This is a genomic window from Sphingomonas sp. CFBP 13733, from assembly GCF_014841795.1.
Lineage (GTDB): Bacteria > Pseudomonadota > Alphaproteobacteria > Sphingomonadales > Sphingomonadaceae > Sphingomonas > Sphingomonas aerolata.
Map to the genome: position 1 here is coordinate 24,201 of NZ_JACYUP010000005.1, position 20,323 is coordinate 44,523.

15 protein-coding genes and 1 pseudogene are annotated in these 20,323 nt (G+C 62.9%); 9 read left to right on the forward strand and 7 right to left on the reverse strand.

Annotated elements, in window-relative coordinates; all coding sequences use genetic code 11:
• Positions 1-77: 77 nt before the first annotated feature.
• Positions 78-2,360, reverse strand: a complete 2,283-nt coding sequence (locus IFT71_RS16235) for a TonB-dependent receptor (protein ID WP_197976197.1) — start codon at positions 2,358-2,360, stop codon at positions 78-80.
• Between the two features lie 251 nt (positions 2,361-2,611).
• Between IFT71_RS16235 and IFT71_RS16240 the strand changes: the two genes are divergently transcribed.
• Positions 2,612-3,505 (forward strand): Gfo/Idh/MocA family protein, encoded by an 894-nt coding sequence (locus IFT71_RS16240; protein WP_192142163.1) that lies wholly within the window; start codon positions 2,612-2,614, stop codon positions 3,503-3,505.
• Positions 3,506-3,622: 117 nt separating this feature from the next.
• On the opposite strand, the pseudogene IFT71_RS22010 reads toward IFT71_RS16240, so the two are convergent.
• Positions 3,623-4,071, reverse strand: a pseudogene (locus tag IFT71_RS22010) (DUF938 domain-containing protein).
• Positions 4,072-4,230: 159 nt separating this feature from the next.
• Between IFT71_RS22010 and IFT71_RS16250 the strand changes: the two are divergent.
• The 3 genes from IFT71_RS16250 (at position 4,231) to IFT71_RS16260 (ending at position 8,021) form a co-directional block, all read left to right on the forward strand.
• Positions 4,231-4,971 (forward strand): glycine-rich domain-containing protein, encoded by a 741-nt coding sequence (locus tag IFT71_RS16250; protein WP_192142167.1) that lies wholly within the window; start codon positions 4,231-4,233, stop codon positions 4,969-4,971.
• A gap of 373 nt (positions 4,972-5,344) precedes the next feature.
• A complete protein-coding gene (locus tag IFT71_RS16255; protein ID WP_244654999.1) occupies positions 5,345-6,472 on the forward strand; it encodes a helix-turn-helix domain-containing protein in 1,128 nt (375 codons plus the stop codon).
• An 82-nt stretch (positions 6,473-6,554) separates the two neighbouring features.
• Positions 6,555-8,021, forward strand: a complete 1,467-nt coding sequence (locus IFT71_RS16260) for a S41 family peptidase (protein ID WP_192142169.1) — start codon at positions 6,555-6,557, stop codon at positions 8,019-8,021.
• Positions 8,022-8,889: 868 nt separating this feature from the next.
• On the opposite strand, the gene IFT71_RS16265 is transcribed toward IFT71_RS16260, so the two are convergent.
• Positions 8,890-10,692, reverse strand: coding sequence for a GGDEF domain-containing protein (locus IFT71_RS16265; protein ID WP_192142176.1), 1,803 nt, complete (start codon positions 10,690-10,692; stop codon positions 8,890-8,892).
• A gap of 661 nt (positions 10,693-11,353) precedes the next feature.
• Positions 11,354-13,279, reverse strand: coding sequence for a S9 family peptidase (locus IFT71_RS16270; RefSeq protein WP_192142178.1), 1,926 nt, complete (start codon positions 13,277-13,279; stop codon positions 11,354-11,356).
• A 587-nt stretch (positions 13,280-13,866) separates the two neighbouring features.
• Between IFT71_RS16270 and IFT71_RS16275 the strand changes: the two genes are divergently transcribed.
• From IFT71_RS16275 to IFT71_RS16285, 3 genes are all read left to right on the forward strand, one after another.
• Entirely contained in the window at positions 13,867-14,433 is a 567-nt protein-coding gene (locus IFT71_RS16275) for a hypothetical protein (protein ID WP_192142180.1), read from the forward strand.
• 162 nt (positions 14,434-14,595) lie between these two features.
• Positions 14,596-15,114 (forward strand): general stress protein, encoded by a 519-nt coding sequence (locus IFT71_RS16280; protein ID WP_051916334.1) that lies wholly within the window; start codon positions 14,596-14,598, stop codon positions 15,112-15,114.
• A gap of 185 nt (positions 15,115-15,299) precedes the next feature.
• Positions 15,300-15,662 carry a hypothetical protein gene (locus IFT71_RS16285; RefSeq protein ID WP_192142182.1) on the forward strand — a complete coding sequence of 121 codons (363 nt, stop codon included), beginning with the start codon at positions 15,300-15,302 and terminating at the stop codon, positions 15,660-15,662.
• A gap of 83 nt (positions 15,663-15,745) precedes the next feature.
• On the opposite strand, the gene IFT71_RS16290 is transcribed toward IFT71_RS16285, so the two are convergent.
• Complete coding sequence (locus IFT71_RS16290; RefSeq protein ID WP_192142184.1) at positions 15,746-16,555, reverse strand: SirB1 family protein; 810 nt, start codon at positions 16,553-16,555, stop codon at positions 15,746-15,748.
• 224 nt (positions 16,556-16,779) lie between these two features.
• Between IFT71_RS16290 and IFT71_RS16295 the strand changes: the two genes are divergently transcribed.
• Positions 16,780-17,295 carry a YciE/YciF ferroxidase family protein gene (locus IFT71_RS16295; protein ID WP_031393879.1) on the forward strand — a complete coding sequence of 172 codons (516 nt, stop codon included), beginning with the start codon at positions 16,780-16,782 and terminating at the stop codon, positions 17,293-17,295.
• 62 nt (positions 17,296-17,357) lie between these two features.
• A complete protein-coding gene (locus IFT71_RS16300) occupies positions 17,358-17,624 on the forward strand; it encodes a hypothetical protein (RefSeq protein WP_031439200.1) in 267 nt (88 codons plus the stop codon).
• A 98-nt stretch (positions 17,625-17,722) separates the two neighbouring features.
• Here the strand turns inward: IFT71_RS16300 and IFT71_RS16305 are convergent, their stop codons facing one another.
• Positions 17,723-18,280 carry a hypothetical protein gene (locus tag IFT71_RS16305; RefSeq protein ID WP_192142186.1) on the reverse strand — a complete coding sequence of 186 codons (558 nt, stop codon included), beginning with the start codon at positions 18,278-18,280 and terminating at the stop codon, positions 17,723-17,725.
• Between the two features lie 114 nt (positions 18,281-18,394).
• The gene (locus IFT71_RS16310) at positions 18,395-20,320 is read right to left on the reverse strand and encodes an alpha-L-fucosidase (protein ID WP_197976199.1); all 1,926 of its coding nucleotides are present in this window, start codon (positions 20,318-20,320) and stop codon (positions 18,395-18,397) included.
• Positions 20,321-20,323 lie beyond the last annotated feature (3 nt).

Here is a 20,323-nt window from a genome sequence, read left to right on the forward strand (position 1 = left end):
TTTTCGAGGAGTTCGAGGTCGCGACGCTCACTTTCACACCAGGACTGCGCGCAAGGTGCCCAGTTCGGCGTCTTATCTTAAAACGCGACCTTGAACTGGCCGCCGATGATCCGCGGCTCGTTGATCATGCCCGTCAGATTGTTGAAATCGATCGCGCTGATGCTGCGATACTGGTTCGTGATGTTGCGCACGAACGCGCCGACCTCATACCCCTGCGGCGATTTATAGCCGACCTTGAGCCCGCCTTCGAGCGACGACTTGCCGGTGAACTCTACCGCTTCGTACAGGAAGAAGTTGATGCGGCTGCGATAGACCCAGTCGGTATAGGCATAGACCTCGCCGCCATTGGCGAGCGGGATCCCGTAGCGCGCGGTCCAGTTTGCGATCCAGCGTGGCGCCTGGGGGAGATCGTTGCCGTCGATCATCGCAAACCCGTTCACGATCGGATCGAGCACGGTGCAGGTCGCGCAGACCCCCACGCCGATCGAGCGATCGCGGATCTCGGTGAAATTGTAGCTGCCGCTCGCGGTCAGCGACAATTCGGGTACCGGCCGCGCCTCGAACTCGCCCTCGACGCCATAGCCGATCGCCTTGTCCGCGCTGATCAGCCGGGCCGAGTTGCTGCTGCCGCCGACCGCAGTGATCTGCAGGTCCTTGGTGCTGTACCAATAGGCGTCGAGCGAGAAGTTCACTTTCCGGTCGAGCAGCGTCCCCTTGAAGCCGCTCTCGCCCGAAAAGGTCGTCTGTTTCGGAGCGGTGCTCTGGACGCTGCCGAACGTCACGCGGTCCTGGATCGCCGGCCCCTGATAGCCGGTCGCAAGCCGCGAATACACGTTGATCGCGGACGTCAGCTCATAGGTTGCGCTTGCGTCCCAGGTCACGTTCGAGCCACGGACGACCGCACGCGCGGGCAGTGTGTCGCTGATCCCGGTCCCGGGGATCGGTGCGGTCACGAGGTCGTTGCGATAGTCGTGCGAATAGCGGACGCCCGCGCGCAAGGTCAGCAGCTCGGTCGGCTTCGCCTCGATCGATGCAAACGCACCGTAATTCTCGTTGCGATTGTCGTGGAAGATGTCCTGCGTCAGGTCGGTCGCACGCGATCCGGTACCGCCGAACGCATAGTCATATTGATGATAGCGCAGCGTCTGGTAGAAATAATACAGCCCGCCCTGCAAGCGGATGCCGTTCATGTCCTCGCTGGCGTAGCGCAGTTCCTGGCTGAACTCCTTGGGCTTGGTTAGGCCACCGGTGTTCGACGGGAACAGCCCGACGCCGATCGCGCCGATCGTGCCGCCCGTGAACGGGTAGCTGTTGCCGCCGTCGACGTCGCCGGTGCTCTCGACCTTGGCCTGTTCATAGCCGGTGACCGAATAGAAGGTGCCGATGCCGTCGAGGTGATAGTCGAGCCGCAGGTTGGTGCCCCATTGCGTCAGGCTCTGGCTGGTATAGCCGTCGAGCGTGACATGCTTGGGGTCGAAGCCGGTGTTGAAGTCGTTGGTGCCGGGTTTGAACAGCCCGGCGCGGAAGATGCGCGGCGAGCCCGTGAGGTCGCGGACGTGGACGTTCAGCAAGGCGTTGAAGTCGCTGCTGGTATAGCCGAGCTGGAAGCGGCCGGCGACATCGCGGTACCCTTCGAGCTTGCGATCGGCATTGCCCGTCGTGGAATCGTTGGTGACCCAATCGTCGCGCGACTGGATCAGGCCCGATGCACGGAATGCGAAGCCGTTGCCGATCGGCAGGTTCAGCGCCGCCTCGCCGTTGATCGTGTTGTAGGTCGCCCAGGATCCGGTCGCATAGCCCGAGGCCTTGTCCGGATCCGGCTTGGCGGAATTGATCTTCACGACGCCCGCTGGCGTGTTGCGCCCGAACAGCGTGCCCTGCGGCCCGCGCAGCACTTCGACGCTTTGCAGGTCGAACACCGGGAAGGATTTCAGCATCGGATTTTCGAGTGCGACGTCGTCATACACCACCGACACCGGCTGTGCGGCGTTCGGATCGAAATCGGTATTGCCGAGCCCGCGGATGTAGAAACGCGGGAAGGTGCGGCCGAACGAGGATTCCACCTGAAGGCTCGGCGTGCGACCGGCGAGGAACCGGATATCGAGGCCGCTCGAGTTGAGCACGTCGAGTTTCTCACCGCTGATCGCGGTGACCGCGAGCGGCACGTCCTTCGACGATTCCCGACGGCGGGTCGCCGTGACGACGATGTCGCCGACGCCCTGTTCGCCGGCCGGATCGCCGACGGCTTGCCCCGACGGCGCCTGGTCCTGCGCGACGGCGGGTGTGGCACAGACGAATAGCGGCGCGCTGGCGGCCAGCAGCCGGGCGATGGCAGACGTACGAACGGGCAAGCGAATCATGGATGGTCCCCCTTGGGCTTCGAACATCCTCCTGCGTCGATCCGTGTGACCCGGATCCGTCCCCGACCGGTAACATCACTGCAACGTGCGGCAAGAGACACGATCGGCGGCGAAGCATTTTTGCGGCGCACCGCGACATCTTTGCCCCAGTTGGCGCCGCAGTCATCCCCGACGATTGGTTGCGGGGAGCGCAATCGTGAAGCTATTGCGGCCCGGCAGACGCGGCGATCGTGCCGGACCGGGGAATAGATATGCGCGTGCTTCTCATCGGGCTGGGTGACATCGCGCGCAAAGCATATCTTCCGGTTCTGTCGACGCGAGCTGATCTCGACATTCACCTGGCGACGCGCGATGCGAGCGTCCTCGACGAGCTCGGCCGCTCGTTTCGTATCGCGCATCGGCACACCAGCGCTGCAGATGCGCTTTCCACCATGTCGTTCGACGCCGCCTTCGTTCACGCGTCGACGCAGGCACACGGCGAACTTGTCAGGCACCTTGTTGAGAGAGGCGTCCCGACCTTCGTCGACAAGCCGCTCGCCGATAATCTCGGCGATGTCGAAGCGCTCGTCGCCTTGGCCACGGACCGTGACGTTCCGCTCATGGTCGGCTTTAACCGGCGGTTTGCGCCAGACTATGTCGCATTGCGAGGCATCGACGCGAACCTCATCATCCTCGAAAAGCACCGCTACCGGCAACCCGACGAGCCGCGGAAGGTCGTCTTCGATGACTTCATCCATGTCGTCGATACGCTGCTGTTCCTGGCCCCAGGACCGGTCTGCCGACGCAACATCGAAACCCATGTAGTAGACGGCATGCTCCACACGATCACCCTCACGATGGCAGGCGACGGGTTTACCGCCATCGGCACAATGCATCGTAACAGTGGGCTCGACGAGGAACGCCTCGACCTCATTGGCGGTGGGGCACGTCATACCGTGCTGAACCTCGCTGATCGCGTCGAGACGAGCGGTACACAGCGCTTACATCGACGAGGCGATTGGGTCTCGGTCGGACAGCAGCGCGGCTTTGCGGCGATGTGCGACGCCTTCCTGCTTGCGGCGCGTGAGCGAAGGCCGGTCGATGCAGCCGCTATTCTCGCAACGCATGAAATATGCGAGGCCATTGTCCGTCACACGGAGGCGTGAAGTCTCGGACACGCGTTCCGTAATTTGAAGGCCTCGGCGCACAGCGCGCACCGACAAGGTCGCCCCCACTCCATGTACACGAGTGCCGACAACGCCTAAACGGCGGCATGCAGTGGCTTAGCCGGAAACCTCATTGAATGAGTGTCCGCAGCTCGGCGGGGGAAGGCCCTGCAACGTCTGCTTGTGGGTCGTAGGTGAAAGAAGGTCGTGCGTGGCGGCAGTCCCTCGGACTGCCATGGGCCAGGTCTGTAGCGAATTGCGTTGCAGAACGACCCAAGGGTTATTGGCCGGCATTTGGACAACACGAGCCAGCGTGGACCCGCCAGCTGCCACGATCACCGTCTCGAGGTCGCGTAAGCCCCAGAGCGGGTTGCGTGTCTTCAGGGAAGCGTCGAACGAGTCGTTGGCGGCCCGGTCGGCTGACCTGCACGGTGTAAGGGGCCGTGCAGGAACAATGGATCGCCCGCTCGAAACAGGCGGGCGGCCCCGGCGAGCGACCCGAGCATCGCCGACCACAGGCTGAAATGAACCATGTTGGTGCACGATATCGGCCCCGCGCTTGCGATCGGTCAGTCTTCGACGGCAGTGTCAAGACCGAGTGGCGGTCGGACATTGTCTACCTCAGAGCATCACGCAATGATCGAGGTGCGGGCGGCGGACTCCGGATCGCTTGGTCGCCATCGGCGTCACAATCCTGCAACAATATCATACTAATCTAATGGGGTATGGAACCGAACAGCCCCGCGCATATGGGGCGAAGGATCCTCATTGGGAGGATCGAAACCCTGAGCATCGGCCAGCCCGGTGCAGCCCTCAGCTTCGAAGGGAGGCTGGCCGCAGAGAACGGATGGACCGGGTCGTTTGCAGACCGGGTCGCGACGGAATATCGTCGCTTCCTCGCGCTGGTCGCGATCAGCGATGAGCAGCTTACGCCGTCGGACGCAGTTGATCAGGCGTGGCATCTGCATCTGGCCTATACCCGCGATTATTGGCACGGCCTCTGCCGCGATATCGTCGCGCGCGATATTCATCACGAGCCGACATCGGGTGGCCCCGAGCAATGCGAGCACTATCGTAACCGTTACGCGCATACGCTCAATTTATACCGGGACACCTTCGGTGCTGCGCCGCCCGACGATGTTTGGCCCGATCCCTCCGAACGGTTCTCGGGGAATTTCCAGCGGATCGACCGGACTAGAACGATACCTCTGAGTGCGGAAGAGACGACGTTGGTCGGGTTTACTTGCGCCGGCCTGGTTGTCCTGATCGTTCAAGATATGGTGGCGCTGGTTGCGTTTTTCCTCCTTGCCGTCACGATCGTCACTTGGATCCAAGGTGCGCGACTAAAGGCCGGCACAGCTGGTCGTCGTTTCGATCTGAATATCGACGGTGGCGCTTGCGGGTCGGACGGATGCGATAGCGGCGATGGCGGGTGCGGCGGGGGATGCGGCGGGGGGTGCTCATGACCCACCCCGTCTTGCAACGGGCGACGAGTAGGAGCGCACTGCCGCCAAGCGAGACATGGCATCGACGTCCGTGCGCGCCAACACCAACCCGAATACGGTAAAGCTGTCCGCGCTACCTTTCCTCCGGAGTAGGCCCCGCGGGAGTCGTCGCCACGCGCACTGCGCCCTGATGTTCGCGCACGCGCGGCATAGGTAAACAAACGTCCGCTTCCGGGCAGCTCAAAGAGGCTGCTGCATGAGAGGCTGTGGGTCTTTGCCATCCCGTCTTTCGAGCGGCCGTCAGCCGCAAGTTTCCAGCTGTGCACGCGCTGAGGGGGGCTCGAATGTGCGCAGGTGAGGCGACTGGCCTCCTTCCGAAATGGGATCTCTAGCTTTGGGTGTCGACGAAGCTACGCTGACCGTCATGGATCTGGTCTTTGGCTGGCGCACAGCTGTCCTCACGGTGGCAGCGGCAATTCTGCTTCCGCTGGCGGTCGGCTTGTCGGCGTCGTTCCACAACCGGCTGGCGGCGCGCGCGCTCGCCGCGCTGCTGATCGTCATGACCGGCGTCTTCGTGCCCTGGCTGATCGGGTTTGCCGGCTTTTACGATCGCTGGTGGTGGCTGACCTTCGCGCCTTTCTCGAACGCGCTGCTGGTCCCGCCGCTCCTCTATCTTCACGCTTATGCTCTCGTCACCGGCCGCTGGTCGCCCGCGGCATGGCGACACCTGCTGCCGGGCGCGATCCAGTTCGCCTATCAGGCTGCCGCCTTCCTCCTGCCGACGCCGCTGAAGCATTACTGGGCGGATCTTGCTTTCACGACCGGCAATGCGATCGTCGCATCGCTGCTCGCGATCAGCTTCGTCGTCTATGGCGCGTGGACGATCCGGCTGTTGCACGGCTACCGCGACGCTCTGTCGCAAAAGCGCAGCGACGACGCGCGGTTCGCGACGGCGTGGCTCAGCCGCACCGCCGTCGCCTATCCGTTGCTGGCGATCGTCTGGGCGGGCTGGCTGCTGGTCGATGCGGTGAAGCCGCTCGGCTATAGGGGGCTGATGCCGCTCTACGCCGCGATCGCGGGGTTCGCATTGTATCTCGGGATCGCAGGATGGCGGTATCTCGCGTTGCCGTTTCCGGCGCTCGACACACTGGAGCATCCGGAGGTGCGATCACCCGCCGTTCGAAACTGGCAGGCGCAAGGGGAGGAATGGGCGACGCGGATCCGCGATAACGGGTGGTATCGCGACGACGCGCTGACGCTGCGGCGGCTGGCGAGCCTGCTCGCGACCAACGAGACCTATGTGTCGCGCGCACTCAATGAGGGGCTGGGCGTCGGCTTTTCGGACTTCGTCAACGGTCTTCGCTGCGAGGATGTGGCAGCGGCACTGGCGGCAGATGACTCCCGGCCAGTCTTGGTGATCGCGCTCGACGCCGGGTTCGCGTCGAAGGCGAGCTTCAACCGCGCCTTCCAGCGGCGCTATGGTCGCTCTCCGAGTGCGTATCGGGCGTCTCACAAACGATAAACCGCATGGCATGGGCGATAATGAGGCGACGCGTACGCGCTCGGCCATGCTTGAAGGGGGTATCCATAACGTCGGAGCTGACATGACCGCATCGCCACCGTCCCGCCGCACCGTACTCGGCGGCCTCGGCGCCACCTTTGCAACCTCGCCGCTGCTTGCCCGGACCTCATCCAGTCCGACGTTTCTCCGCGCCTCGGCGATGCGCGAGGACGTCGCGTTACTGCGCAGGGCATATGCCGAGCTCCACCCCGGCATCCACCGTTACAATACGCCCCGGGAGATCGATGCCCGCTTCGCAGCGCTGGACCAGGCGGCGGCCATCCCCATGACGCTACGGGCGTTCTACCTCACGCTGTCGCGCTTTCTCGCGACCGTGCGCTGCGGCCATAGCTATGCGAATTTCTACAATCAGCGACGCGAGGTCGCCGCCGCGTTATTTGAAGCACCGGATCGGTTGCCGTTCGACTTCCTCTGGATCGGCGACGCGATGGTCGTCACGGCTGATCCATTCGCCACGGGGATCTCGCCGGGAAGCCGCATCCTGGCGGTCAATGGCCGATCCGCGAGCGCGATCCTCGCCGCGCTCATGCCGCTCGCGCGTGCGGATGGGCACAACGATGCCAAGCGTCGCCGGCTTCTCTCGGTCCAGGGCGATGACCGATACGAGACCTTCGACATCTTCTTCTCGATGCTGTTCGGGCAGGACCGCTATCGGCTGATGGTGGAGGCCCCCTCCGGACGGCGACGTGGCGCGACAGTTGGCGGCGTCTCGCTGGCGCAGCGCCGCACCACCGCGCATGCTGGCGTCGATACGAGCGGCGACACGCCGGTCTGGACGATCGAGCGGCGTGGCGACGCCGCGCTTCTGTCGATGCCGAGCTGGGGGCTCTACGATAGCAAGTGGGATTGGCGCGGCTGGCTCGATCAGGCGGTCGACCGGCTGGTCGCCGAGCGGGTGCCGCGATTGGTCGTCGATCTGCGCGCGAACGAGGGGGGGCTCGACTGCGGTAACGCGCTCGCCGAACGGCTGGTGAACCGCGAGACGCCGTTCGAGGAGGTCGACAGGCTCATCCGCTACCGCACCGTGCCCGAGGACCTGCGGCCCGTGCTCGACACGTGGGACCGCAGTTTCGACCATCTGGGAGAGAATGCGACCAGGATCAACGACCGGTTCCTCCGGCTCGATACGCGAGGCGACCGGATCGACCCGATCAGACCGCGCGGTACGCGCTATGAGGGCGACGTGCGCGTTCTGATCGGGCCGCAGAACAGTTCGGCGACGTTCCAGTTCGCCGATTTCGTCCGCCGCAATCGCCTGGCAACGCTGATTGGTGAGACGACCGGCGGCAACCGGCGCGGGATCAACGGTGGCTGCTTCTACTTCGTGCGACTGCCTGCGACCGGGCTGGAAGCCGACCTGCCGCTGATCGGCCGGTTTCCGACGACACCGCAACCCGACCGGGGTGTTACGCCGGACATACCAATCCCGATCACGCGGGCAGACATCGCGAAGGGCATTGATGGCCAGTTGATCCGCGCACTCGCGTGACGAATGGCGACGGCTCCGAGCGCTTGCGTCCGAGATGAACGAACGACCGGTGCTGGTAAGCCGGAACGACTGCGAATGTCCGGGTCTGGGGCACCGCTGTCGTAGTCGTCGCGAGGTCGACCAAGATAGAGGTCTTAGCTACCTTCATCAGCATGATTGCGAGATCCGATCAGACCGCCGATCTCTGCCTCGATCAGGACAGGACCGAACTCATCGACTAGGCGCTGGATGACGCCGCGCAAACTTACCGTGAGGGTGCCTGGCTGCGCTTCCGACGGACGGGTCGGGCGTTCCGATCGGGGAGAGACGCAAGCTTAAGCCGTTTCTAGAAGTCGCTGGACCGATCGGTGGGAGAACCGCCACCGCGTTTGGACCCGACGCGCGTCCTAACCATGGCGCTGAGAACTCGCTCACGGCTGAAATGGTCAGCCGGGTCGAAGGCGCAGCGGAGCAAGCTCCAGCTTCATATCCGGGCGGCTCTGGCAGGCAAGCACGCGATTTGTTTGACGTAATAAACAGTTTTGGTTTTATGCAGCCGGAACTGGTCCGGCTGCTCGCGACGAGGGTGAGCAGTCACCTACCAGCATGCGCCATGAAAACCGAGCAGCGATCAAACTTAGAACATGAATTAGCAGCGACTTGTGGGAAGCGGGTAGGCTGATCTAAGTGTCATCTATTGGGTCTTACCAGCTGCAAAGCGGACCGGTAGCTAGCGCCCAATGCCGGACGTTCAGAGTGGCTATACGGGCAACCCATAACGGCCATTCGTTAAGCGCCATCTCTCCCGCTTCTTGTCGCCGACAGGCCATTCGCGAATGCGCAATTGGGACAGGCATTGGAAGTACGGCTGCGTCTACGGACGACTTCGCTAGGCGGCCAGCCGCATCCTGTTGCGACCCTCGTTCTTTGCACCATACAGCGCATCATCGGCTCGCCTCAGCAGCGCGTCGCAAGTCTCCCCAGGCGCCATTTCAGCCACGCCAATGCTCACCGTGACGCCCGGCGTACAGTTGTCCGTGCCGATCGCATGACGCACCCGTTCGGCGACCTTGCTTGCCGCATCCGCTGCGGCATCCGGTAACACGATCACGAATTCTTCACCGCCGAAGCGACCGAGCGTATCGCCGCTGCGCAGTTCCGCGGCAGCGCCTGCTGCCACCCTCTTGAGCACCTCGTCGCCTGTGCGGTGCCCGTAGGTGTCGTTGATGCGCTTGAAGTGATCAATATCGAACATCGCGACGGACATTGGGTGCCCGGTTTCGCGGGCGAGCAGCAACGTCTGCTCAAGCACAAAGCTGGTACGGCGCCGGTTTGCAATTCCGGTAAGCTGGTCTGTTTCGGCAAGAATTATCGCGTTGCGGGCGGCGGTCTCAGCACGAGTGCGGGCCCGTTCGATCTCGGCTTCATGCGCAACCTGGGTCGTTATGTCCTGGATAATGCCGAACAGGCCAATCGACTCATTGACGCCGTTTCGGTCAATCTCACCCTTCGAAAACACATGGCGTACCTCCCCGTCGGGGCGGACGATGCGAGCGGTGAATTCAAAACCCACGCAGTGTTCGAGGGAGCGCCCGATATGTGCCGAAACCGCATCCCTATCGTCAGGGTGATAGGCGTCTATCGCGGTGTCGAGTGACGGCGGAACGCGGTTCTCCACACCGTGAATGCGAAAGACTTCGTCCGACCATGTTATAAGCTGGGTCAACAAATCCAGGTGCCAATGACCCACGTGCGCCGCACCTTCGGCAAGCTCGAGCAACCGCAGCTTGTTCGCGTTGCTATCGATCAGCTGTTGTCTAGTCGCAAGCAAGGCGGCAATCGGCAGGGCAGCCGCGAACAGGGCCAGCAGATAGAATTGCAGAAAGATGCTACGTGCATACGCCTGACCATCAGCGATTGCCTGCGGATCAGAGCCGAAAATATGGGCCAATGAGCTGGCCGTGGCAACGATCAGCACACTTCCGGCGGCGCCAAACGGACCCATTCGCAACGCTGCCAGAAGGACTGCAAGCATCGGCAGGAAAAGCAGCGAGTAGTTGACCTGAGAGAAAGCGATTATCGACACGCTGGCCACGAGCAGAAATATCGCGACGGCTTGCGGGGCTGCTGCCAGGCCATCGCGAAACCTTTTGCGATAGAAGGCTCGGCCCGCAATCAGGATGAGCGGGGCAACGATCAAGATCCCCAGCAGATCAGTCGTGAACCACGAAAGCCAGAAGCTGATCCCGACAGCCGTTGTTGCGCAGGCGGCGATCGTCGCGCTCAGCGCTGCCGCGGCCGCTGCGGCGATGCAGAACAAGACCAAGCCCTTTGGATCGGTGAATGAATCACGACGCCGCGTTCGGTTTCGTAAAAGCCATGCCGCAAATCCGGACTCGGACACGTTAGCGAGCGTGAAACCGATCGAAAGCAGGACGCCATTCCCGCCGCCGAGGTTGGCAGCGAGACTGGCCATTGCTGCGGCGCCTAAGTGCCACACGATGCGATTCCGAGGTTCGACTAGTAAGGCTGCGAACAGAATGCCGCTGGGCGGCCACAGCATCGCGATCCCGTCAGCACCGCGGGTGAGGTAGAGGGACGCGAAGGCCGCCAGATAGTAACCAACGCCTGTGGCGATCGGTAGCGCTGCAAAACGTGTGAGCTCGGTTACACGGTGGGCTATTCGGTTCATGCGCAAAATGTAGGAGGCGACGGTTAACGGATCATAAGGACTGGTGTATTTTCAATCGGTTGTGAAGCCTGCTCCAAATTTGGCTCCATCGCCGATAGCGAGGTTCGGCCGGCGCCATGCGAAACAGAGCAGGCCGTCTGATCTGCGCACCCGCCCTTGGGGATGCCTACGCGGCGTTATGTGAAGATTGCGGCGCAGAACCCGCCCGCCGCGGATCTTCAGCGCCTCAAGCTGATCCAGGCCAGCGTGGGTTTGGCAAAGCGGGGCCACGACGGCCTCCAGCTTGTTTGCCCGAAATCTAGACAGCACGCTTGGGGCGGCGGTGCTAGGCACCGTGCCCAATGCCAGCCTCGCCCGCGGACACGCTGGGGCGCTGCAACAGATTTAGCAGATGCTCGTGGACCAGGGGTCGGCGGCAAGCGCAGTGACGAGCCGGGCAGGGCAAGCGCACGGCTAGCCCCTGACGTTCCAAGGCATCCTTATGATCGCAGGCGTCACGCTGGCGTTCTCGGTGTTCGTACTGCAAGCGACGAAGGAGCACGGCGTGCCAACCTAGACCGATGTCTGAGTGCAAGCAGCAGAAGCAGCGGCATCAAAGTCTGCCTGTGCGTCAACATCGCAAAGGCGCGCGGGCACATTCCTCCCAAGCCTATCCCCCCCGCTACCGCTCAAACAGACGCCGCAGGAACACGGTTTCCACCTCGCGCCGCAGATCGTTGTTCGGCTTTTTGAGAAAGCCGTGCCCTTCGTCGGCGAACACCACATACCAAGTGTCGTTGCCGTTTGCGCGCAGGCTCGCCACGATCTGGTCCGATTCCGATTGGGGTACACGCGGGTCGTTGGCACCCTGCATCACCAACATTGGCTTGGTGATCCGCGCGACATTCGTGAACGGCGACACCCGCGTTAGTACCGCGCGCATCGCCGGATCGCGCTCGTCGCCATATTCTGCGCGGCGATTGTCGCGACGATAGGCCTCGGTGTTCTGGAGGAACGTGTTCCAGTTGCTGATCCCGTAGCGCTCGACCCCGCCGACCAGCCGGTCCGAATAATGCGTCATGACGGCAAGGCTCATATAGCCGCCATAGGACTGACCATAAACCGCGACACGGCCTGCATCGAGGCCCGGCTGCGTGCCGATCCAGTCGAGCAGGGCGCCGATATCCTTGACCGAGTCCTCGCGCTTCACGCCATTGTCGAGGTTGAGGTAGCGCTTGCCATAGCCGTCGCTGCCGCGGACGTTGGGAAGGATCACCGTCGCCTTCAACACATCGGCAAAATATTGCGCGCCATAGTTCCAGATCGGGCGCGTCTGCGCCTCCGGGCCCCCATGGATGTCGATGATCACCGGCGTCCGCGTGCCTGCCGGCAAGCCCTTGGGCCGATAGACGAACGCCGGGACAGACAGGCCGTCGAAGGACTTGAAGCGTACGAGCTCGGGCTCGGCAAGCGTGGCGGGATCGAGTTCGCCCAGCTCCGACTCGGTCCAGCGTGTCAGGCCGCCTCCGGTCACGCCCCAGCTCCACACGTCACCGGCGGAAGTGGCCGAGGTCAGGCCAATCGCCAGATTTCTGCCGTCGAGCGAAAATCTGAGCGCGGTCAGGACGCCGCGCGGCAGCACCGGTTGCGGTAGCGCGCGGCGGGTGACCCGATCCTGCACCACCACGCGCGAGAAGCCGTCCTCGTTCACGGAATAGGCGAGCACGCGCCCGTCATCCGTCAGATCGAAGCTCTCGACGTCCCATTTCAGGTTCGGCGTCAGTACCGTCTGCGCGCCGCTGGCGATATCTATCTCGACCAGTCGGCGCGTGTCGCTGCCGGAATCGGAGATGGCGATCAGCTTCCGTCCGCCCGGCAGATAGCGTGGGTCGGCATAGACGGCAGCGTCAGCCTTCGGCGCGATGCGGCCCGCCTTGCCGGTCTTGAGATCCAGCTCGAACAGCTGATCCTCACGGTTGGAGAGGCTGCGCACAAAGATCAACCGCGCGGCGTCGGGCGCGATATCGGCGGGCGCCACCGCGCCGTCGGACTGGTAAAGCGAGCGCGGGTTGCCGCCCGCCTTTGGGTCGACCCCCAGGATTGCATAAGCGGCGCTGCCCTTGGTCGCCCGCGCCCATGCCATCAGCGCGCCGTCCTTGCTGAAAACCGGCGACTGGTTGCGGGTGCCGGCTTCGGTCACCGGCGTGGCTACACCGGTGAGGCCGCGCGTATAGAGTTGAAACCACTCGTCACCGCCCGTGTCGCGCGTCATCACGAAACGATCGCTGCGGGGGATCGTCGTCGCGGCGGCAATCGGCTCGGCACCGAACGTGATCTGTGTGCGTGCGCCACCGGGGGTAGCGACGTGATGCAATTGCTGCGTCGCGCCAAAGCGCGTGGCGATCAGCATCGAGCCGTCCGGCAGCCAATCCTCGAATTGTGCCGCCCGACTATTCTGATAGCGCTGCACCGCCTCGCGCACCTCAACGGGGATACTGGGCACGCCAGAGAGCGTGGCGCTGCCGACCTGCTGCGTCGGCACGGTCTGCGCTGCGGTTCCAGTAGCGAGCGCGAACAGCGCGACGGTGGCGACGAGAGGCTTGATCATTCGCCGGTTGTCGGTCGCCGGGCACCGTTAGGTCAAGGGCGGGTACAGCGGGGCCTCAGAATTCCTAGCGGTCTCGCGTGATCGACATCGTGATTTGTCGCCCCGATGTCATCCTCCGCCGATCGGCGAACATCTCGCGTCCATCGCAGGAAGTGTGATTTGCGGTTCAACAATAAGACGCTTGATAATCGCAAAAATCGCCTAGAACTTTAGCAAAAAATTGGTGCTTATCGCAGTTCAGCCGCTTATAGACGCAAGCCTATACAGTTAATCGCCACTTCATCATCTATGAAATACTTAGATGTGGCGGGGCCTGTCTTGAATTCCTATAAGATTCTCATGCCGCTGAAGCAATGTAACGCAATGCAAGCTTTGACATCAGAACCACGCTTAAGACGAGGCACATCGACGTGCCGCCTTCGCTTACCGCTTAGGAGTGTCTAGGCAGGTCGTGACCGGTCCGACGATGCCACAAACAGCCGAGCGAGATCCCTGTCCGGTAAGCCCGGAGGTGGACATTGGCGCCGGTACCGGAAGGGCGACCGGCGCCAACTTCTATTTCAGCACTGAGCGCGGTATCAATTCGCATGGCTCGTGCGCAAAAGCTGAAGGTTTACAGGACGGTCGCTGGCTTCAATGATGCCTATGTCGCTGCAACGACTCAGAAGGCTGCCCTCGAGGCCTGGGGCAGCGAGCGAGACCTGTTCGCGCGAGGGATAGCTGAGCTCGTCACAGACCCCGCGCTGACCGCAGAGCCTTTGGCGTCGCCAGGCGTGGTCGTGAAGCATTCTCGGGGCACGACCGCGGAGCAGATCAAGGCCATGCCGGCCCCCGAACTGCGGACAGCGCGGGGAGATGTTTCGGCGCGCCCCGAAACGTCCGAACAGCCGCAAAAACCGAAGTCTGCACCGAAACCGAAGCCCAGCAGCGCGAAGCTCGAGGCGGCGGAGGCTGCGCTGGAGACGGTGGCGGCCGATTACGGCGGCAGGATGAAGGGGTTGGCGGACCGGGAGGCCAAACTGGCCCGCGAGCGACGTGAGCTTGAAGAACAACACCGCGCAGACGTCGGCGCGGCAGAGGCTGCAGTCGAAGCCGAGCGTCAACGATATGACGCCGCGATGCGACAATGGCGAAAGGGAAAAAGCGACACTTGAGTCGCAGCTGCCTACGGGCATGGTCTATCCCACCCACAGCGTCCTGTGTCGCGACGCTGCTTTTCATGGTTACCGCTTCGCTAACCCTCAATATCCGGAACGAACATCCTTCGACACCGCTTCTAGATCCGTGAGCAAACCGAACTGTCGACAGGAATCATCATGAGCACGACCCTCGTATCAGCCGTTTTCGACAATCACGCCGATGCAGAGCGCGCCGTTTCAGAGCTGCGCGCTGCGGGCGTAAACGACAGCGCGATTTCGATCGTGGCGCAGCATGATGGCAAGAACACGACGACAGACGGCAACGGCGACACGCAGGAGTTTGTCGGCAAGGTCGCAGCCGGCGCTGGTATCGGGACCCTGCTCGGTATCGCGGCGCTCGCAATACCCGGCGTCGGCCCCCTCGTTGCAGCCGGCGCGATCGCGTCGGCAGCGATCCCCGGTGCTGCCGTCGTCGGTGCGGCGCTCGGTGGCGCCGTCGGGGGGCTGGAGAAAGTCATGACGGATCATGGCGTCAGTCGGGTCGATGCCAGCTATTATGAGGGTCGCATCAACGAAGGTGGCGTGTTCGTGTCGGTCGATACCGCCGGGGCAGGGGTCGCTCCCGAGGATGCAGCCGATGTGCTGTATCGGTCCGGCGGTCACACATCGACGCGTGCCAAGGTCGCGTCGGCGTAACCCTCTCTGATTTGCTGGCTCGAAGAGACGGGGCGTTCCTGAGGGCGCGCCCCTTCTCGGCATTGGACAGCATCGAAGGCGCGCATCGCGGTGCCTGAGCTGAACCCGTGTGCGCATCCGCCATTTGCCAATGCGACCAGGCCCGGTACAGGCCGCCCCGCAATGGCGCATGTCAGGACCTCATGATGATCAGTACACCCCGCTCGATCGACGACCGCATCGCAGAGGTGGCCACGCACGGGGACGCGGCCTGGTTCGACAATAATCCTGATCGACGCATCCGGATACGCCAAGCCGTTGCAGGGGAGTTCGCCGAAAATATCGGACAGCCGCCTGTCGGAATGCGGTGGTTCGTACTCGTCCTCGAGGCGCAGCCCGGTGCTCGTCTTCGTCAGCCCATTGCCTTGTCGATCGGGTTTGACATCAGCGGTTTGGACGATGGCGCGCTGTTCAGTCTGTTCAAACAGTCGGCCCCCGTGGAAGCACGCGATCTGCTAAGCAAGCTCCGCGCGGCGAAGCTACCAGGGATCACGAAGCTGGCGAGCTAAAGGTATACTAAAGCTAGACGATCTTCTTGCGGGCAGAGGCCTTCCCAAGGAGGGCTTGGGGTAGAGCCAGTCCACCGTGACGTTCACGAGGGCGTTGGTCGGGGAAGGGCATCGAGCGCTGCCGACACCTGCAGGCGCAAATCGTCGTCCCGGGAAATCTCGAGCATCGCGCTAAGACTGTTGCGGGCGCCGGCAACATCTCCTTCGACAAGCTGAAGTCTGGCTCGCTCCCACCAACCATGGGCGTGCGTGGGCGCCACGATCGTCATGCGGTCGTACAGGACTAGCGCGCGCGCGGGATTGCCGGCCTGCTCGGCGCGGGTCGCCTGGTTGAGCAGCAGTCGAACAAGCGCCGATCGGTTCGACAGTGGCAGCATCCCGTCGGAAAACCGTGTCTGGCCCGTCATCTGCTCCAACAAGGCTTCCACCTGTTCGGGGGCGACGATGCGACCGTCATTGAAGGGATCGATGATCAGCGCATCCGGTGCGTCGCCAAGGCGGACCAGGACGTGACCGGGGGTGTTGAGCGGCATCGCCGACCATCCAAGGCGTCGGGCCATTGCCACATAGAGGATCGACAGACTGATCGGCAGACCGAGCCGTCGATCGACGACAGCGATCAGGTCCGCGTTCTGGGGATCGTCGTAATGCGTGCGGTCGCCGGAGAATCCGAAATCCTCGACCATGACGCTGCGCAGGGTCTGGGCCTGAGCGACGCTGCCTGCTGCGTCGCCGTCCGCAGCGCGCAGGGCCAATTCTATGCCAGCCAGCTCGTCGATATATTCATCGAGATCTATACCGGGATGATCGAGCGCTGCGAGTTCCAGGGCGGCCAGATCGAGCTCGATCTCCCCGTCTTCCATGAGCCCGAGATGAAGAATGCTATTGGTCATGCGACGCTAGATGGGGGCTCTTCCGATCGTTCCTATGCCCGACTTGACTGCCGGCATGATCAGCCGAGCGACAACCGGACCGGCGTCGAGGATCAACACGCCGCCACCGATCGGACTGGCGTGAAGGCTGCGCCGACCCGAACGAAACTTACCCCCGAGCCGGCGCGTTGCGGCGGTGCCGGAGCAGTCTGCTTCGCAGCCATTTGCTTAGCGAGGATACTATCATGGGCCTGTTTTCCAAAGATATCGTGACGTTCGACGACCTGTTCCTGCACCAGTTGCAGGATGTGTATTACGCGGAAAACCAGATCACCAAGGCGCTGCCGAAGATGGTGGCCAAGGCAACGGCGCCAGCCCTGAAGCAGGGTTTCGAAACCCATCTGCGTGAGACGGAAGGGCAGATCACGCGCCTCGAGCGGATTTTCGACCTGCTGGGCGAAAAGGCGAAGGCCGTGACCTGCCCAGCGATCGACGGCATCATCAAGGAAGCCAACGAAGTCGCCGGCGAGATCGAGGACAAAGCCGTTCTGGATGCCGCGCTGATCGCGTCGGCACAGGCCGTCGAGCATTACGAGATCACGCGCTATGGCACGCTGATCGCTTGGGCGAACCAGCTCGGCCGCGCCGATATCGCTGCGATCCTGAAAGAAACGCTCGATGAGGAATATGCGACCGACGACAAGTTGACCGCGATGGCAACGTCGAGCGTGAACGTCAAAGCGGAAGCGGTCACCGCATAAGCGTTTCGGTGTCGGGGGGCCAATGCCCCCCGACCATATCTAGTCCATGAAAGGCACGTTCGATGGCTGATGATATCGCGTTCACGCTTCCCGAAGCCTTGCGTGCGCAAAAACACATGCGTGATGCACTGGGCCTGGGTGAGGAACGGTTCCCGGTCCCCGCCTTCATCAACATGGTAAGCGACGAGATCGAGCAGCTGCGCAACGCCGGGAAGACCAATGGCGAAATCGCCGCGCTTGTTGAAGAGTCGAGCGGTCATGCCCTCACCGAAGCGGATATCGCGCGCTATTATACGCCGGCCGAAGACCGGCGTTCCAACGAGCACTGAAACTGCCCCGACCAGCTCGGGAATTGTGCCTCTTGTTGAGGGCAGGGGACACAGATTTGCTGTCCTGAACAAGACCGCCACTTCCAGCGTCGAGCGTCCTACCGGTCCTGATACTGTGATCTACGCGTGGGTGGGTGATCATGAGCGCCGGCGATGCGGCCCATCTCAGGGCGATACGCCATAGGCTGCGAACTCGTCGGCGGGTGCGCTTCGCGGTGAACATGCCGAACTTTAACGTGACACGGCGGCGATGTTCGATGCCCGCGACTGTCCTGGCGATATCGTTCTTGCGGCAACAGGATCGTTTCCACCGTGCGTGTATGCAGTGGATAGGGGACGGCGTACGGCGCATCACGGTCGCGCCCGGCGTCGCGGGCGAAATCAGCACGACAGCCGCTCGCCATCCCGTCGGTTGGATACCAGCCTGAGGTCCAATCCATGCGCGCGTTACCCGTCATCGAAAGGCGTCGCTCGCCCGTCCTCGGATCGAAGCTGCTGGCGGTCGAATCGACATCGACAAAGTCGTATTCGCTCTTCCAATAGTCTCGCAACGCCTGGTCGTGCGCATCGCCGACCAGCCTGTGCTGGTGATCGTGGCGAAGATGATCGGGTCGCACCCCTTGCCGGAACTGGTACCCGATGGGCGGCAGGCTCAAGACCTATCCAGGCTATCCACATGACACGCCGACGTCATCAACGCTGACATGCTGGCGTTCATCCGCGGATGAGCGACGGGCGCAGGCGGGATACGTATCGCGCCTGCCAACCCTCTATCGAAACAGGTCGATGCCGGCGATGGCCATATGCGTCCTGGGGGATGCAAGACCGATGAAGGTCATGCGGACGTAGACGGCGTCGATTTTCGTGTCGAAGACGATGCGTTGCGGCGAGAGCGCGTTGGCGATGTTCGAGAACTCGTCGGCAGCCGCCTTGACCCATGTCCTCCCGTCGAGGCTTGTCTCGAAAAGGAATCGCTTCGGTGGCGCGGTATCCGTCATCACCGCGCGCGAGGGCGTCAGGATGAAGCCAGCCAAGTGCTGAGGCGTGGTCAATTTGAATGTGACGGTCGGCCGATCCGCAGTCGACGCAACGGGAACCTGCCAGACTGTGTTCGATTCATTGTCGAGCACGGCGCCGGCAGTCTGTCCCGATGCCGAGACGATCGATATCTCGGAGGGCTGCAGCACATCGCGGCTACGCGCGGCGGGCAGCGCCACCGCGATCGGCGCGATCTGGCGGAACAGCGCGATCTCGCTGATCGCCGGACACGCCTGTGCGGCGACGATCCGCAGGCGCAGCCGTCGTGCGACGACGGGCGCGGGCAGGCGGACGACGCGCTGTGCGGCGATGCACGTGCCCGATGCGATCTCCGACCACCCCTTGCCGCGATCGACGTCGATCGCAAAGCGGTCGACGCGGACGCCAAGCGGCAGGAACTCCCGGATCCGGACGAGATCGAAGCTGCGGCCGGGCGGAAGGTCGAGGACAAGGCTCGGCGTGTGGACGGTGTCGGGGGTCGACCAATAATTTGCGGGGTTACGATCGAGCACATTGGCCGCCGCAAAGCCCGGCCCGCGAACGTGATCGGCCGACGCGATCGCGCCGGTCGCACGATTGTCCGCGAACGTTGCGCGCTGCGCGGTACCGAATGCTTGCAGAACGGCGACGTCGGGATCGGCCAAACGCCCGCGCCGGTCGGGTGGCAGGTTCAGGATCAGATTGGTGCCACGCGCAATCGATTCGTCGAACAATTGCAGCATCCGCTCAGGATCCTTGACCTTCGCATCCTCGTCGGCGTGGTAGAACCAGCCCGGGCGGATCGAGGTGTTGGTTTCGGCGGGCCACCATAAGGGGCCGTTGCGAAGACCGGCGTTGCCGTCCGCCTGGCTTGGCTTGCGGTTGGCCATGGTCGGCCAGCACGGATCGCCGGCGACGCCATCTTCGTTGCCGACCCACCGCACGTCGGACCCCAGCGGTTCGAAGGTGCAGGCCATGGGCTGATGCTGATGCACCAAGGCGAAGATTGACGGCCAGTCATAATAGGTCTCGGAGTCGATCTTCCGTGTCTCGCGGGCGCCGCCATAATAGCCGTCGCCGCCGTTGGCGCCGTCGAACCAGAATTCAAACAGCTGGCCGTAGCGCGTACAGAGTTCGACGATCTGTTTGCGGTAATAGTCGAGATAGCCGGGGCGGCCATATTCGGCGTGATTGCGGTCCCAGGGTGACAGATAAAGGCCGAAGTCTAGGCCGGCGCGCCTAGCCGCTTGCTCGAATTCGCGGACCACATCGCCTTTACCATCACGAAACGGGCTGTTCCTGACGCAATGCTCGGTCAGCATCGTCGGCCACAGACAGAATCCGTCATGATGCTTGGCGGTAAGCACGATCCCGCGCAGGCCGCCGGCCTTGGCCGCTCCGACGATCTGATCCGCCGAGAAGTCGGTTGGTGCGAACAATTTGGGGTCTTCGTCGCCATAGCCCCATTCGCGATCGGTGAAGGTGTTGATCGAAAAATGGACGAAGGCGTATTGCTCGCGTGCGTGCCAGGCCAGCTGGCGCGGGGAGGGGGTTGCTCCCCAGGGCGCGGGTGAAGTTCCGGGCGATGGCTTGCGCGACGAGCCGCTAGACGACGCTGTCGATGCCAGGCCGGAGGCGAGCCCCGAGGCAAGCATAGCGCGGCGGGTGATGATCGACATGGG